This is a genomic window from Pseudomonas sp. GW821-FHT02A11, assembly GCF_059421985.1.
The window spans coordinates 15,536-29,634 of the sequence record NZ_JBWKWB010000009.1 but is presented as its reverse complement, the minus strand read 5'-3'; the positions used below and the strand labels follow the sequence as shown (position 1 = coordinate 29,634).

At 55.0% G+C, this 14,099-nt stretch carries 24 protein-coding genes; all 24 read right to left on the bottom strand.

Features of this window, described 5'->3' with window-relative positions; all coding sequences use genetic code 11:
* Positions 1–17 precede the first annotated feature (17 nt).
* The 24 genes from secY to fusA all read right to left on the bottom strand — a co-directional run bounded on the left by secY (position 18) and on the right by fusA (position 14,092).
* Positions 18–1,349 (bottom strand): preprotein translocase subunit SecY, encoded by a 1,332-nt coding sequence (secY, locus tag AC07V9_RS14975; protein ID WP_062384496.1) that lies wholly within the window; start codon positions 1,347–1,349, stop codon positions 18–20.
* Positions 1,350–1,781, bottom strand: a complete 432-nt coding sequence (gene rplO / locus AC07V9_RS14970; RefSeq protein WP_495016465.1) for a 50S ribosomal protein L15 — start codon at positions 1,779–1,781, stop codon at positions 1,350–1,352.
* 3 nt (positions 1,782–1,784) lie between these two features.
* Positions 1,785–1,961, bottom strand: coding sequence for a 50S ribosomal protein L30 (gene rpmD, locus AC07V9_RS14965; RefSeq protein WP_093468886.1), 177 nt, complete (start codon positions 1,959–1,961; stop codon positions 1,785–1,787).
* A 2-nt stretch (positions 1,962–1,963) separates the two neighbouring features.
* Positions 1,964–2,464: a 30S ribosomal protein S5 gene (rpsE, locus tag AC07V9_RS14960; protein WP_108240400.1), complete on the bottom strand. Its 501-nt coding sequence runs from the start codon at positions 2,462–2,464 to the stop codon at positions 1,964–1,966.
* Between the two features lie 3 nt (positions 2,465–2,467).
* Positions 2,468–2,818, bottom strand: coding sequence for a 50S ribosomal protein L18 (gene rplR, locus AC07V9_RS14955; RefSeq protein WP_037017727.1), 351 nt, complete (start codon positions 2,816–2,818; stop codon positions 2,468–2,470).
* Between the two features lie 10 nt (positions 2,819–2,828).
* Positions 2,829–3,362, bottom strand: coding sequence for a 50S ribosomal protein L6 (gene rplF, locus AC07V9_RS14950; protein WP_495016464.1), 534 nt, complete (start codon positions 3,360–3,362; stop codon positions 2,829–2,831).
* A 12-nt stretch (positions 3,363–3,374) separates the two neighbouring features.
* Complete coding sequence (gene rpsH / locus AC07V9_RS14945) at positions 3,375–3,767, bottom strand: 30S ribosomal protein S8 (protein WP_003186040.1); 393 nt, start codon at positions 3,765–3,767, stop codon at positions 3,375–3,377.
* Between the two features lie 212 nt (positions 3,768–3,979).
* Positions 3,980–4,285, bottom strand: coding sequence for a 30S ribosomal protein S14 (gene rpsN, locus AC07V9_RS14940; RefSeq protein ID WP_003228726.1), 306 nt, complete (start codon positions 4,283–4,285; stop codon positions 3,980–3,982).
* A gap of 13 nt (positions 4,286–4,298) precedes the next feature.
* Positions 4,299–4,838 (bottom strand): 50S ribosomal protein L5, encoded by a 540-nt coding sequence (gene rplE / locus AC07V9_RS14935; protein ID WP_495016463.1) that lies wholly within the window; start codon positions 4,836–4,838, stop codon positions 4,299–4,301.
* Positions 4,839–4,858: 20 nt separating this feature from the next.
* Positions 4,859–5,173 (bottom strand): 50S ribosomal protein L24, encoded by a 315-nt coding sequence (rplX, locus tag AC07V9_RS14930; protein ID WP_108240405.1) that lies wholly within the window; start codon positions 5,171–5,173, stop codon positions 4,859–4,861.
* Positions 5,174–5,184: 11 nt separating this feature from the next.
* Positions 5,185–5,553, bottom strand: a complete 369-nt coding sequence (gene rplN, locus AC07V9_RS14925; RefSeq protein ID WP_002555479.1) for a 50S ribosomal protein L14 — start codon at positions 5,551–5,553, stop codon at positions 5,185–5,187.
* A 23-nt stretch (positions 5,554–5,576) separates the two neighbouring features.
* Positions 5,577–5,843, bottom strand: coding sequence for a 30S ribosomal protein S17 (rpsQ, locus tag AC07V9_RS14920; protein WP_040071277.1), 267 nt, complete (start codon positions 5,841–5,843; stop codon positions 5,577–5,579).
* 2 nt (positions 5,844–5,845) lie between these two features.
* The gene (gene rpmC / locus AC07V9_RS14915) at positions 5,846–6,037 is read right to left on the bottom strand and encodes a 50S ribosomal protein L29 (protein ID WP_002555481.1); all 192 of its coding nucleotides are present in this window, start codon (positions 6,035–6,037) and stop codon (positions 5,846–5,848) included.
* Positions 6,037–6,450 carry a 50S ribosomal protein L16 gene (gene rplP / locus AC07V9_RS14910; RefSeq protein ID WP_003228729.1) on the bottom strand — a complete coding sequence of 138 codons (414 nt, stop codon included), beginning with the start codon at positions 6,448–6,450 and terminating at the stop codon, positions 6,037–6,039. Before rplP ends, rpmC begins: the two co-directional genes overlap by 1 nt.
* 12 nt (positions 6,451–6,462) lie before the next feature.
* Positions 6,463–7,149, bottom strand: a complete 687-nt coding sequence (gene rpsC, locus AC07V9_RS14905; RefSeq protein ID WP_008065719.1) for a 30S ribosomal protein S3 — start codon at positions 7,147–7,149, stop codon at positions 6,463–6,465.
* A gap of 13 nt (positions 7,150–7,162) precedes the next feature.
* The gene (gene rplV / locus AC07V9_RS14900) at positions 7,163–7,495 is read right to left on the bottom strand and encodes a 50S ribosomal protein L22 (RefSeq protein WP_003103908.1); all 333 of its coding nucleotides are present in this window, start codon (positions 7,493–7,495) and stop codon (positions 7,163–7,165) included.
* A 13-nt stretch (positions 7,496–7,508) separates the two neighbouring features.
* Positions 7,509–7,784, bottom strand: a complete 276-nt coding sequence (gene rpsS / locus AC07V9_RS14895) for a 30S ribosomal protein S19 (protein WP_002555486.1) — start codon at positions 7,782–7,784, stop codon at positions 7,509–7,511.
* A 16-nt stretch (positions 7,785–7,800) separates the two neighbouring features.
* On the bottom strand, positions 7,801–8,625 hold the full coding sequence (gene rplB / locus AC07V9_RS14890) for a 50S ribosomal protein L2 (protein ID WP_495016462.1): 825 nt from the start codon (positions 8,623–8,625) through the stop codon (positions 7,801–7,803).
* 14 nt (positions 8,626–8,639) lie between these two features.
* Positions 8,640–8,939 carry a 50S ribosomal protein L23 gene (gene rplW, locus AC07V9_RS14885; RefSeq protein ID WP_008374165.1) on the bottom strand — a complete coding sequence of 100 codons (300 nt, stop codon included), beginning with the start codon at positions 8,937–8,939 and terminating at the stop codon, positions 8,640–8,642.
* Entirely contained in the window at positions 8,936–9,538 is a 603-nt protein-coding gene (gene rplD, locus AC07V9_RS14880) for a 50S ribosomal protein L4 (RefSeq protein WP_093468874.1), read from the bottom strand. Before rplD ends, rplW begins: the two co-directional genes overlap by 4 nt.
* Positions 9,539–9,550: 12 nt before the next feature.
* Complete coding sequence (gene rplC / locus AC07V9_RS14875) at positions 9,551–10,186, bottom strand: 50S ribosomal protein L3 (protein ID WP_108240409.1); 636 nt, start codon at positions 10,184–10,186, stop codon at positions 9,551–9,553.
* Between the two features lie 81 nt (positions 10,187–10,267).
* Entirely contained in the window at positions 10,268–10,579 is a 312-nt protein-coding gene (gene rpsJ / locus AC07V9_RS14870) for a 30S ribosomal protein S10 (RefSeq protein WP_003186070.1), read from the bottom strand.
* A gap of 158 nt (positions 10,580–10,737) precedes the next feature.
* Complete coding sequence (tuf, locus tag AC07V9_RS14865; RefSeq protein WP_192309353.1) at positions 10,738–11,931, bottom strand: elongation factor Tu; 1,194 nt, start codon at positions 11,929–11,931, stop codon at positions 10,738–10,740.
* 31 nt (positions 11,932–11,962) lie between these two features.
* On the bottom strand, positions 11,963–14,092 hold the full coding sequence (fusA, locus tag AC07V9_RS14860) for an elongation factor G (protein ID WP_495016461.1): 2,130 nt from the start codon (positions 14,090–14,092) through the stop codon (positions 11,963–11,965).
* Positions 14,093–14,099 lie beyond the last annotated feature (7 nt).

The following is a 14,099-nucleotide window of genomic DNA, read 5'->3' as shown; positions in this document are numbered from 1 at the left end:
CGAACCTTATGGGTGCTTCAGCGCAGCATGCCGCTGCCGTAGCCCTTCAGGTTGGCTTTCTTCATCAGGGATTCATACTGGTGCGAAACGAGGTGAGATTGCACTTGGGACATGAAGTCCATTACAACCACGACCACGATCAGCAACGAGGTCCCACCAAGGTAGAACGGCACGTTGGCAGCCACCACCAGGAACTGGGGAAGCAGGCACACGGCCATCATATAAAGAGCACCGAACATGGTCAGACGAGTCAGAACGCCATCAATATAGCGTGCCGACTGTTCACCAGGACGGATACCCGGAATAAAGGCACCGGACTTCTTCAGGTTTTCCGCTACGTCTTTCGGATTGAACATCAACGCCGTATAGAAGAAGCAGAAGAAAATAATCCCTGCACTAAACAGCAGAATATTCAACGGCTGACCAGGAGCGATCGACTGCGAGATGTCCTGCAACCAGCCCATACCTTCAGACTGACCGAACCAGGCACCCAGCGAAGCCGGGAACAGCAAAATGCTGCTCGCAAAAATGGCCGGGATTACACCAGCCATGTTCACTTTCAGCGGCAAGTGGCTAGTCTGCGCTGCGAAGACCTTGCGGCCCTGCTGACGCTTGGCGTAGTGAACAGCGATACGACGCTGACCACGCTCAATGAACACCACAAAACCGATAATCGCTACTGCCAGCAAACCGATGGCGACCAAAGCGAAAATGTTGATATCACCCTGACGTGCAGACTCGAAAGACTGCCCGATCGCTCTCGGAAGACCGGCGACGATACCCGAAAAAATCAACATCGAGATACCGTTACCAACACCGCGCTCTGTGATCTGCTCGCCCAGCCACATCATGAACAGTGCACCAGCCACGAAGGTGGTGACCGCCACGAAGTGGAAGCCGATATCTGCAGAGAAAGCAACGCCCTGACCGGCCAGGCCAATGGACATGCCAATAGCTTGAACCAGAGCCAGGACGACGGTGCCATAGCGGGTGTATTGGCTGATCTTGCGACGACCAGCCTCACCTTCCTTCTTCAACTGCTCCAGCTGTGGGCTGACAGCGGTCATGAGCTGCATGATGATCGATGCCGAAATGTACGGCATGATCCCCAGTGCAAAGATGCTCATGCGCTCCAGCGCACCACCGGAAAACATGTTGAACAAGCTAAGAATGGTCCCCTCATTCTGTCGAAACAGGTCCGCCAGCCGATCGGGGTTGATACCTGGAACTGGGATATGCGCGCCGATCCGGTAGACGATAATCGCCAGGAACAGAAAACGCAGACGAGCCCAGAGCTCGGACAACCCGCCACTTTTGCTGAGCGCTGAGAGAGCACCTTGCTTAGCCATTTATTCCTCGAACTTGCCGCCAGCTGCTTCGATAGCCGCACGCGCACCTTTGGTGGCTGCGATACCTTTAAGGGTGACTGCGCGAGCAACCTCACCGGACAGCATGATTTTCACGCGCTGTACGTTTTGGTTGATCACGTTGGCATCCTTCAGGGACTGCACAGTTACGACGCCTTCAACCTTTGCCAGCTCGGAAGTGCGAACTTCTGCACGATCCATAGCTTTCAAGGAGACGAAGCCGAACTTGGGCAGGCGACGGTGCAACGGCTGTTGGCCGCCTTCGAAGCCCGGAGCGATGGTGCCACCGGAGCGGGAGGTCTGACCTTTGTGGCCGCGGCCACCTGTCTTACCCAAACCGCTACCGATACCACGGCCCGGACGATGCTTCTCGCGACGGGAACCCGGCGCAGGACTCAGATCATTGAGTTTCATCGATTAACCCTCGACGCGCAGCATGTAGTAAGCCTTGTTGATCATCCCACGGTTTTCCGGGGTATCAGCGACTTCTACAGTGTGACCGATGCGACGCAGACCCAGACCCTTAACGCACAGTTTGTGGTTAGGGATGCGGCCGGTCATGCTTTTGATCAAAGTGACTTTAACGGTAGCCATGATCAGATGATCTCCTCAACGTTCAGGCCGCGCTTGGCAGCGATGGACTCAGGAGACTGCATGGACTTCAAACCCTTGAACGTTGCGTGAACAACGTTGACCGGGTTGGTCGAACCGTAGCACTTGGCCAGAACGTTCTGAACGCCAGCAACTTCCAGGACAGCACGCATTGCGCCGCCGGCGATGATGCCAGTACCTTCAGAAGCAGGCTGCATGTAAACCTTCGAAGCGCCGTGAGCGGACTTCATGGCGTACTGCAGAGTGGTGCCGTTCAGGTCAACCTGGATCATGTTGCGGCGAGCAGCTTCCATGGCCTTCTGGATTGCAGCAGGCACTTCACGGGATTTGCCACGGCCGAAGCCAACACGCCCTTTACCATCACCTACCACGGTCAACGCGGTGAAAGTGAAGATACGGCCGCCTTTTACGGTTTTTGCTACGCGATTAACTTGAACCAGCTTCTCGATGTAGCCTTCGTCGCGTTTTTGGTCGTTATTTGCCATAACTTAGAACTCCAGCCCGCCTTCACGAGCAGCATCAGCCAGCGCCTTGACGCGACCGTGGTACTTGAAGCCGGAACGATCAAAAGCCACTTGCGATACACCAGCGGCTTTCGCACGCTCAGCGATCAGCTGGCCAACTTTAGTGGCCGCGTCGATGTTGCCAGTGGCGCCATCACGCAGTTCTTTGTCCAAAGTCGAGGCATTTGCCAGGACTTTGCTGCCGTCGGCCGAGATGACCTGGGCGTAAATGTGCTGCGAAGAGCGGTACACGCAGAGACGCACGACTTCGAGTTCGTGCATTTTCAGGCGTGCTTTGCGAGCGCGACGCAGTCGGGTAACTTTTTTGACGGTCATTTGCTATGCCCTACTTCTTCTTGGCTTCTTTACGACGGACAACTTCGTCCGCGTAACGCACGCCTTTGCCTTTGTACGGCTCTGGACGACGGAAGTCGCGGATTTCCGCGGCCACTTGACCAACCAGCTGCTTATCGATGCCCTTGATCAGGATATCGGTCTGGCTCGGGGTCTCAGCGGTAACGCCTTCCGGCAGTTCGTAGTCCACTGGGTGCGAGAAGCCAAGTGCCAGGTTCAGCACCGAGCCTTTTGCTTGCGCTTTGTAACCAACACCGACCAGCTGGAGCTTGCGCTCGAAGCCTTGGCTTACGCCCTGGACCATGTTGTTTACCAACGCACGAGTGGTACCGGCCATTGCGCGAGTCTGTTGATCGCCATTGCGAGCAGCGAAACGCAGCTCACCAGCTTCTTCAACGATCTCAACGGACGAATGAATGTTCAGGTCCAGAGTGCCTTTTGCACCCTTCACCGAAAGCTGCTGGCCGACGAGTTTGACTTCGACGCCTGCTGGCAGCTTAACGGGGTTCTTAGCTACGCGTGACATGCTTATCCCCCCTTAGAACACTGTGCAAAGCACTTCGCCGCCGACACCGGCAGCGCGCGCAGCACGATCCGTCATCACACCTTTGTTGGTGGAGACGATAGACACACCGAGACCGCCACGAACTTTTGGCAGATCATCGACGGACTTGTACTGGCGCAGGCCTGGACGGCTGACGCGCTTGACTTCTTCGATGACCGGACGGCCTTCGAAGTACTTCAGCTCGATGGACAGCAGTGGTTTGATTTCGCTGCTGATCTGATAACCCGCAATGTAACCTTCGTCCTTCAGGACTTTGGCAACAGCTACCTTCAACGTGGAAGATGGCATGCTTACGACGGACTTTTCAGCCATCTGGGCATTACGGATACGAGTTAGCATGTCCGCTAACGGGTCCTGCATACTCATGGGCTAGACGCTCCTGATACAAAAAAAATAAGCCTTGCGGCTACAGCTTATCGCCTTGAAATTCCGGGCACGTGAAAACACGGGCTCTGGCGAGCCGGCAATTCTAGACGCACCCCGGAAACGAATCAAGCCCCAAAAGGGGCTTGATTGAATTCAGGTGTCGCGCTGGTCGGATGCCGAGGCGTCGTGCAGCGCGAAACGAGAAGTATTGCTTACCAGCTGGCTTTAACCAGACCTGGTACGTCACCACGCATTGCCGCTTCACGCAGTTTGTTACGGCCCAGGCCGAACTTGCGGTAAACGCCGTGCGGACGACCAGTCAGGCGGCAACGGTTACGCATGCGCGAAGCGCTTGCGTCACGTGGTTGCTTCTGCAGCGCAACGGTAGCTTCCCAACGTGCTTCTGGACTTGCGTTCAGATCCACGATGATTGCTTTCAGCGCTGCACGCTTGGTGGCGTACTTGGCAACGGTGAGCTGACGCTTCAGCTCACGGTTTTTCATGCTCTTCTTGGCCATGGTCCTACTCCAATCAGTTGCGGAACGGGAACTTGAAAGCACGCAGCAATGCGCGACCTTCGTCGTCCGAACGAGCAGTGGTGGTCAGGGTAATGTCCAGACCGCGCAGGGCATCGATCTTGTCGTAATCGATTTCCGGGAAAATGATCTGCTCTTTTACGCCCATGCTGTAGTTGCCACGACCATCGAAGGACTTGGCATTCAGGCCGCGGAAGTCGCGAACCCGTGGCAGGGAGATCGACAGCAGACGATCCAGGAACTCATACATACGCTCGCGGCGCAGGGTCACTTTGACGCCGATCGGCCAACCTTCACGGACTTTAAAGCCAGCGATGGATTTCCGAGCGTGAGTCACAACGACTTTCTGGCCGGTGATCTTTTCCAGGTCTGCAACTGCGTGCTCGATGATTTTTTTGTCGCCGATCGCTTCGCCCAGACCCATGTTCAGGGTGATCTTGGTAATGCGTGGAACTTCCATCACGTTCGCCAGCTTAAGTTCTTCCTTAAGCTTCGGTGCGATTTCCTTCCAGTAAATCTCTTTCAGTCGTGCCATGGTCTTCTACCTAGCAGTGTTCAAGCATCAACCGCTTTTTGGGTCGACTTGAAGACACGAATTTTTTTGCCATCTTCAACTTTGAAACCAACGCGGTCAGCCTTGTTGGTTGCACTGTTGAAAATGGCGACGTTGGAAGCGTGCAGTGGCGCTTCTTTCTCGACGATACCGCCCTGTACGCCCGACATCGGGTTAGGCTTGGTATGACGCTTCACCAGGTTGATCCCACCAACGACCAGACGGTCATCAGCGAGAACCTTGAGCACCTTACCGCGCTTACCTTTGTCTTTGCCGGCGATCACGATGATCTCGTCGTCACGACGAATCTTTTGCATGTCGGATCTCCTTACAGCACTTCTGGGGCGAGCGAGACGATCTTCATGAACTTCTCAGTACGAAGTTCACGGGTCACTGGCCCAAAGATACGGGTGCCGATCGGCTCTTGCTTGTTGTTCAACAGAACAGCAGCGTTGCCGTCAAAGCGGATGATGGAGCCGTCTGCACGACGAACACCGTGGCGAGTGCGGACTACAACAGCAGTCATCACCTGGCCTTTTTTCACCTTACCGCGCGGAATTGCTTCCTTGACGGTCACTTTGATGATGTCACCGATACCAGCGTAACGACGATGAGAGCCACCAAGCACCTTGATGCACATAACGCGGCGAGCGCCGCTGTTATCGGCCACATCGAGCATGGATTGAGTCTGAATCATATAATTTCTCCGACCCCTAGCCCTTAGACTTCCACAGCGCGTTCGAGAATATCAACCAGCGCCCAAGACTTGGTCTTGGCCATCGGACGAGTTTCACGAATCGTGACCTTGTCGCCGATGTGGCACTGATTGGTTTCGTCGTGCGCGTGCAGCTTAGTCGAACGCTTAACGTATTTACCGTAGATAGGGTGCTTAACGCGACGCTCGATCAGTACGGTGATGGTCTTGTCCATCTTGTCGCTGACGACACGGCCAGTCAGCGTACGGACGGTTTTTTCGGCTTCAGCCATGATTACTTACCTGCCTGCTGGTTGAGCACAGTCTTCACGCGAGCGATGTCACGCTTAACTTGCGAGAGCAGGTGAGACTGCCCCAACTGGCCAGTTGCTTTCTGCATACGCAGATTGAACTGGTCGCGCAGCAAGCCGAGCAGTTGCTCGTTCAGTTGCTGTGCTGATTTTTCACGAAGTTCATTCGCTTTCATCACATCACCGTCCGCTTAACAAAGGAGGTGGCGAGTGGCAGCTTCGCAGCAGCCAGGGCAAATGCCTCACGCGCCAACTCTTCGGAAACACCCTCGATTTCATACAGGACTTTGCCTGGCTGAATCTGGGCAACCCAGTACTCCACGTTACCCTTACCTTTACCCATCCGAACTTCGAGGGGCTTTTTGGAAATCGGCTTGTCCGGGAATACACGGATCCAGATCTTGCCACCACGTTTTACGTGACGGGTCAGGGCACGACGCGCTGACTCGATCTGACGAGCGGTGAGACGACCACGAGCAACAGACTTCAGCGCGAACTCGCCGAAGCTGACTTTGCTACCGCGCAGTGCCAGACCACGGTTGTGGCCGGTCATTTGCTTGCGGAACTTCGTACGCTTTGGTTGCAACATTTGGCGTACCCCTTACTTAGCAGCTTTTTTACGAGGCGCTGGTGCTTGTGGTTTCAGTTCTTCTTGGCGACCACCAATTACTTCGCCTTTGAAGATCCAAACCTTTACACCGATCACACCGTAAGTGGTGTGAGCTTCGTAGTTGGCATAGTCGATGTCGGCACGCAGGGTGTGCAGTGGCACACGACCTTCGCGATACCATTCAGTACGTGCGATTTCAGCACCGCCGAGACGACCGCTCACTTGGATTTTGATGCCCTTGGCACCAATGCGCATTGCGTTCTGTACGGCGCGTTTCATGGCGCGACGGAACATCACACGACGCTCCAGCTGCTGAGCTACGCTCTGAGCAACCAGCATACCGTCGAGCTCCGGCTTGCGGATCTCTTCGATATTGATGTGCACAGGCACACCCATTTGCTTGGTCAGGTCCTGACGCAGTTTCTCAACATCTTCACCTTTCTTCCCGATAACGATACCTGGACGAGCGGTGTGGATGGTGATGCGTGCAGTTTGAGCCGGACGATGGATATCGATACGGCTAACGGACGCGCTTTTTAGTTTGTCTTGGAGATACTCACGCACCTTCAGATCTGCGAGCAAATAGTCCGCATAAGTCCGACCGTCTGCGTACCAGACGGAGGTGTGCTCCTTGACGATTCCCAGGCGAATGCCAATGGGATGTACTTTCTGACCCATCTCTTCGACTCCGTTACTTGTCAGCAACCTTGACAGTGATATGGCAAGACCGCTTGACGATGCGATCAGCACGGCCTTTGGCACGTGGCATGATGCGCTTCAGCGAACGCCCTTCGTTGACGAAAACGGTGCTGACTTTCAGGTCATCAACGTCTGCGCCTTCGTTGTGCTCGGCGTTGGCTACGGCCGACTCCAGCACTTTCTTCATGATCTCGGCGGCTTTCTTACTGCTGAAAGCCAACAGGTTGAGCGCTTCGCCCACCTTCTTCCCGCGGATCTGGTCGGCGACCAAGCGGGCTTTCTGGGCGGAGATTCGAGCGCCCGACAACTTAGCGGCTACTTCCATCGTTCCTTACCCCTTAACGCTTGGCTTTCTTGTCAGCCACGTGCCCGCGATATGTACGGGTACCGGCGAACTCGCCCAGTTTGTGGCCGACCATGTCTTCGTTCACGAGAACAGGAACATGCTGACGACCGTTATGCACAGCAATGGTCAAACCGACCATTTGTGGCAGGATCATCGAACGACGCGACCAGGTCTTAACTGGTTTGCGATCGTTCTTTTCCGCCGCCACTTCGATCTTCTTCAGTAGGTGAAGATCAATAAAAGGACCTTTTTTCAGAGAACGTGGCACTGTCGTATCCCTCTATTTACTTGCGACGACGGACGATCATTTTGTCGGTACGCTTATTACCACGAGTCTTCGCGCCCTTAGTCGGGAAGCCCCACGGCGATACCGGATGACGACCACCAGAGGTACGACCTTCACCACCACCATGTGGGTGGTCAACCGGGTTCATGGCAACACCACGAACGGTTGGGCGAACGCCACGCCAGCGCTTGGCACCCGCTTTACCCAGCGAACGCAGGCTGTGCTCGGAGTTCGAAACTTCACCCAGAGTTGCACGGCATTCGGACAGGACTTTACGCATTTCACCGGAGCGAAGACGCAGAGTCACGTAGACACCTTCACGAGCGACCAACTGAGCCGAAGCGCCAGCGGAACGAGCGATCTGTGCACCTTTACCAGGCTTCAGTTCGATACCGTGAACAGTGGAACCCACTGGGATGTTGCGCAGTTGCAGAGCGTTACCTGGCTTGATTGGAGCCAGAGCGCCTGCGATCAGCTGGTCGCCAGCACTCACGCCTTTAGGCGCGATGATGTAACGACGCTCGCCGTCTGCGTACAGCAGCAGGGCGATGTGAGCAGTACGGTTTGGATCGTATTCGATACGCTCGACGGTGGCAGTGATGCCATCCTTGTCGTTGCGACGGAAGTCGACCAGACGGTAATGCTGCTTATGACCACCACCTACGTGACGTGTAGTGATACGGCCATTGTTGTTACGACCACCAGACTTCGATTTTTTCTCGAGCAGCGGTGCGTGAGGAGCGCCTTTATGCAGCTCCTGGTTGACCACCTTGACCACAAAACGGCGGCCAGGGGAAGTCGGTTTGCATTTAACGATTGCCATGATGCACCCCTTCCTTACTCAGCACTGCTGCTGAAATCGAGATCTTGGCCTGGCTGAAGGGAGATAACTGCCTTCTTCCAGTCATTACGCTTGCCCAGACCGCGAGCAGTGCGCTTGGTTTTACCCAGAACATTCAGGGTAGTCACGCGCTCTACTTTCACGCTGAACAGGCTTTCGACGGCCTTCTTGATTTCCAGCTTGGTTGCATCAGTAGCAACCTTGAAAACGAACTGACCTTTTTTGTCTGCCAGAACCGTAGCCTTCTCGGAAACGTGCGGGCCAAGCAGAACTTTAAATACGCGTTCCTGGTTCATCCCAGCAGCTCCTCGAATTTCTTCACGGCCGACACAGTGATCAACACTTTGTCGTATGCGATCAGACTAACTGGATCGGAACCTTGCACGTCACGTACATCAACGTGTGGCAGGTTACGAGCAGCCAGGTACAGGTTCTGATCAACAGCGTCCGACACGATCAAAACGTCGGTCAGGCTCATGTTGTTCAGCTTGCCCAGCAGGTCTTTGGTTTTCGGCGACTCAACGGCGAAATCCTGAACCACGACCAGACGATCAGTACGAACCAGCTCAGCGAGGATGGAGCGCAGTGCTGCGCGGTACATCTTCTTGTTGAGCTTCTGAGAGTGGTCCTGAGGACGTGCTGCAAAAGTGGTACCGCCGCCACGCCAGATTGGGCTACGGATAGTACCGGCACGAGCACGGCCAGTACCCTTCTGACGCCATGGGCGCTTACCGCCACCGGAAACGTCGGAACGGGTCTTTTGCTGCTTGCTACCTTGACGGCCGCCAGCCATGTAGGCCACGACTGCTTGGTGAACCAGCGTCTCGTTGAACTCGCCGCCAAATGTCAGTTCGGAAACTTCGATCGCTTGAGCGTCATTTACATTTAATTGCATGTCAGCTTCCCCTTAACCGCGAGCCTTGGCTGCTGGACGTACAACCACGTTGCCGCCAGTAGCGCCAGGAACAGCGCCCTTGACCAACAACAGATTGCGTTCAGCGTCCACGCGCACTACTTCCAGGGACTGCACGGTCACGCGCTCAGCGCCCATATGACCGGACATTTTTTTGCCCTTGAATACACGACCAGGAGTCTGGCACTGGCCGATAGAGCCCGGGACGCGGTGGGAAACGGAGTTACCGTGGGTGTTGTCCTGACCGCGGAAATTCCAACGCTTGATGGTACCGGCGAAGCCTTTACCTTTCGACTGGCCGGTAACATCTACCAGTTGGCCAGCTGCGAAGATTTCTGCATTGATCAGATCGCCAGCCTTGTATTCGCCTTCTTCAAGACGAAATTCCAGGACGGTACGACCAGCGGCAACGTTCGCTTTAGCGAAGTGACCTGCCTGAGCTGCAGTCACGCGCGAAGCACGACGCTCACCGACAGTGACTTGCACTGCACGATAGCCATCGCTTTCTTCGGTTTTGAACTGGGTGACGCGATTCGGCTCGATCTCAATGACCGTGACCGGAATGGAGACACCTTCTTCGGTGAAAATACGGGTCATGCCCGCTTTTCGACCGACTACACCAATAGTCATGTTGTAAACCTCATGAGTGTACGGGGCTTTCACCCGCTATGGCCGCCCATTTCAGAGCGTTACACGACCAAGACCCGAGTCTTAGCCGAGGCTGATCTGCACTTCCACGCCTGCCGCAAGATCAAGCTTCATAAGTGCATCAACGGTTTTATCCGTTGGCTGGACGATGTCCAGAACACGCTTATGAGTGCGGATCTCGTACTGGTCACGCGCATCTTTATTGACGTGCGGGGAGACCAGAACGGTGAACCGCTCTTTACGGGTTGGCAGTGGAATTGGACCACGCACTTGAGCACCAGTACGTTTCGCGGTTTCCACGATTTCCTGGGTGGATTGGTCGATCAGGCGATGGTCAAAGGCCTTCAACCTGATACGGATTTGCTGATTTTGCATTGGATTTCAGACTCCGGCTGCTATTCCCACCGAGCGCAATACGCCCGTTAAAAGGAGGCGCAATTCTATAGACGGCCCTGATAGGTGTCAACCCAATAAAAAAGGCCCCCGCTAAGCGGGGGCCTTCTCAAAAAATCGAGCTATCTCAGAAGAGATAATTACTCGATGATTTTAGCTACAACGCCAGCACCAACGGTACGGCCGCCTTCGCGGATAGCGAAACGCAGGCCGTCTTCCATTGCGATGGTTTTGATCAGGGTAACAGTCATCTGAATGTTGTCACCTGGCATTACCATCTCAACGCCTTCTGGCAGTTCGCAGTTACCAGTCACGTCAGTAGTACGGAAGTAGAACTGTGGACGGTAGCCTTTGAAGAAAGGAGTATGGCGACCGCCTTCTTCTTTCGACAGAACGTAGACTTCTGCGGTGAACTTGGTGTGCGGCTTGACCGAACCTGGCTTGACCAGAACCTGACCACGCTCAACGTCGTCACGCTTGGTGCCACGCAGCAGAACGCCGCAGTTCTCGCCAGCACGACCTTCGTCCAGCAGCTTGCGGAACATCTCAACACCGGTGCAGGTGGTGGTGGTGGTGTCACGCAGACCAACGATTTCCAGAGCGTCTTGAACGCGGACGATGCCACGCTCGATACGACCGGTAACAACGGTACCACGACCCGAGATCGAGAATACGTCTTCGATTGGCATCAGGAACGGCTTGTCGATAGCACGCTCAGGCTCTGGGATGTAGCTGTCCAGAGTCTCAACCAGCTTCTTGACAGCGGTGGTGCCCATTTCGTTGTCGTCTTTGCCTTCCAGCGCCATACGAGCAGAACCGATGATGATCGGAGTGTCGTCGCCTGGGAAGTCGTAGGTGGACAGCAGGTCACGAACTTCCATCTCGACCAGTTCCAGCAGCTCAGCGTCGTCTACCAGGTCAGCCTTGTTCAGGAAAACCACGATGTACGGAACGCCTACCTGACGGGACAGCAGGATGTGCTCACGGGTTTGTGGCATCGGACCATCAGCGGCCGAGCAAACCAGGATCGCGCCGTCCATCTGGGCAGCACCGGTGATCATGTTCTTCACGTAGTCAGCGTGACCTGGGCAGTCAACGTGAGCGTAGTGACGAATTTTCGAGTTGTACTCGACGTGCGCGGTATTGATGGTGATACCGCGAGCCTTTTCTTCTGGAGCCGAGTCGATCTTGTCGAACTCAACAACGGCCGAACCGAAAACTTCGGAGCAGACGCGAGTCAGAGCAGCGGTCAGAGTGGTTTTACCGTGGTCAACGTGACCGATGGTGCCAACGTTGACGTGCGGAAGGGAACGATCAAATTTTTCTTTAGCCACGACAGTGAACTCCTAGCCTAAAGGGGCTGAATCAGCCTTGTTTTTTAACGAGAGCTTCGACGATGTTCGACGGAGCTTCGGAGTATTTGGAGAATTCCATAGAGTAGCTTGCGCGACCCTGAGACATGGATCGAACGTCGGTCGCGTAACCGAACATTTCACCCAACGGAACCTCGGCGCGGATAACCTTGCCGGAAACCGTATCTTCCATACCCTGGATCATGCCGCGACGACGGTTCAGGTCACCCATCACGTCACCCATGTAGTCCTCAGGTGTTACAACTTCTACCTTCATGATCGGCTCAAGCACCACACCACCGCCCTTCTGGGCCAGTTGCTTGGTCGCCATGGAGGCAGCCACCTTGAACGCCATCTCGTTGGAGTCGACGTCGTGGTAAGAACCATCAAAGACGGTCGCCTTCAGGCCAATGAGCGGATAGCCGGCAACAACACCGTTCTTCATCTGCTCTTCAATGCCTTTCTGGATAGCCGGGATGTATTCCTTAGGAACCACACCACCCACCACTTCGTTCAGGAATTGCAGACCTTCCTGACCTTCGTCAGCAGGTGCAAAACGGATCCAGCAGTGACCAAACTGACCACGACCGCCGGACTGACGAACGAACTTGCCTTCGATCTCGCAGTTCTTCGTGATCTTCTCACGATAAGAAACCTGCGGTTTACCGATGTTGGCTTCGACGTTGAACTCACGGCGCATCCGGTCAACCAGGATGTCCAGGTGCAATTCGCCCATACCAGAGATGATCGTTTGACCAGTCTCTTCATCGGTCTTGACGCGGAAAGAAGGGTCTTCCTGAGCCAGCTTGCTCAGAGCGATACCCATTTTTTCCTGGTCATCTTTGGTTTTCGGCTCAACAGCAACCGAAATAACCGGCTCTGGGAAGTCCATACGCTCGAGGATGATTGGCTTATCCAGGGCGCACAGGGTTTCACCGGTGGTTACATCTTTCATGCCGATTAGGGCAGCGATGTCACCCGCCAGTACTTCCTTGATTTCTTCACGGGTGTTGGCATGCATCTGAACCATACGGCCCACACGCTCTTTCTTGCCTTTCACCGAGTTCAGAACCGAGTCACCGGAGTTCAGAGCGCCCGAGTAGACGCGAACGAAAGTGATCGAACCCACGAACGGGTCGGTCGCGATCTTGAACGCCAGAGCCGAGAACGGCTCGTTGTCGTCGGCATGACGCTCGTCGTGACGAACGGCCGGATCGTCCTTGTCCAGCTCCTTGTCATCAGGGTTGATACCCTTGATGGCAGGAATTTCGACAGGCGCTGGCAAGTAGTCGACGACGGCGTCGAGAACCAGGGGAACACCCTTGTTCTTGAACGACGAACCGCAAACAGCGAGAACGATTTCACCGGCGATAGTACGCTGACGCAGAGCAGCCTTGATCTCTTCGATCGTCAGCTCTTCGCCTTCCAGGTACTTGTTCATCAGCTCTTCGGTGGCTTCAGCGGCAGCTTCAACCATGTTGTTGCGCCATTCTTCGGCCAGCTCTTGCAGCTCAGCAGGGATTGCTTCGCGACGAGGGGTCATGCCCTTGTCAGCGTCATCCCAGTAAACGGCTTCCATGGTCATCAGGTCGATCTGACCCTGGAAGTTGTCTTCCGAACCGATAGCAAGCTGGATAGGCACCGGAGTGTGACCCAGTCGCTTTTTGATCTGATCGACGACGCGCAGGAAGTTGGCACCAGCACGGTCCATCTTATTTACGTAAACAAGACGCGGAACGCCGTATTTGTTGGCCTGACGCCATACGGTTTCCGACTGAGGCTCAACACCCGAAGTACCGCAGAATACAACCACAGCACCGTCGAGTACACGCAGCGAACGCTCTACTTCAATGGTGAAGTCAACGTGGCCAGGGGTATCGATGATGTTGAAGCGATAGCGGTCTTTATGCTGCTTGACAGAGCCCTGCCAGAAAGCAGTGGTCGCAGCAGAAGTAATGGTAATACCACGCTCCTGCTCCTGCACCATCCAGTCCATGGTCGCGGCGCCATCATGCACCTCGCCCATTTTGTGGTTTACGCCAGTGTAAAAAAGGACGCGCTCGGTGGTGGTGGTTTTACCAGCATCCACGTGAGCAACGATACCAATGTTACGGTAGCGGTTAATCGGAGTAGTACGAGCCATAAAGCCC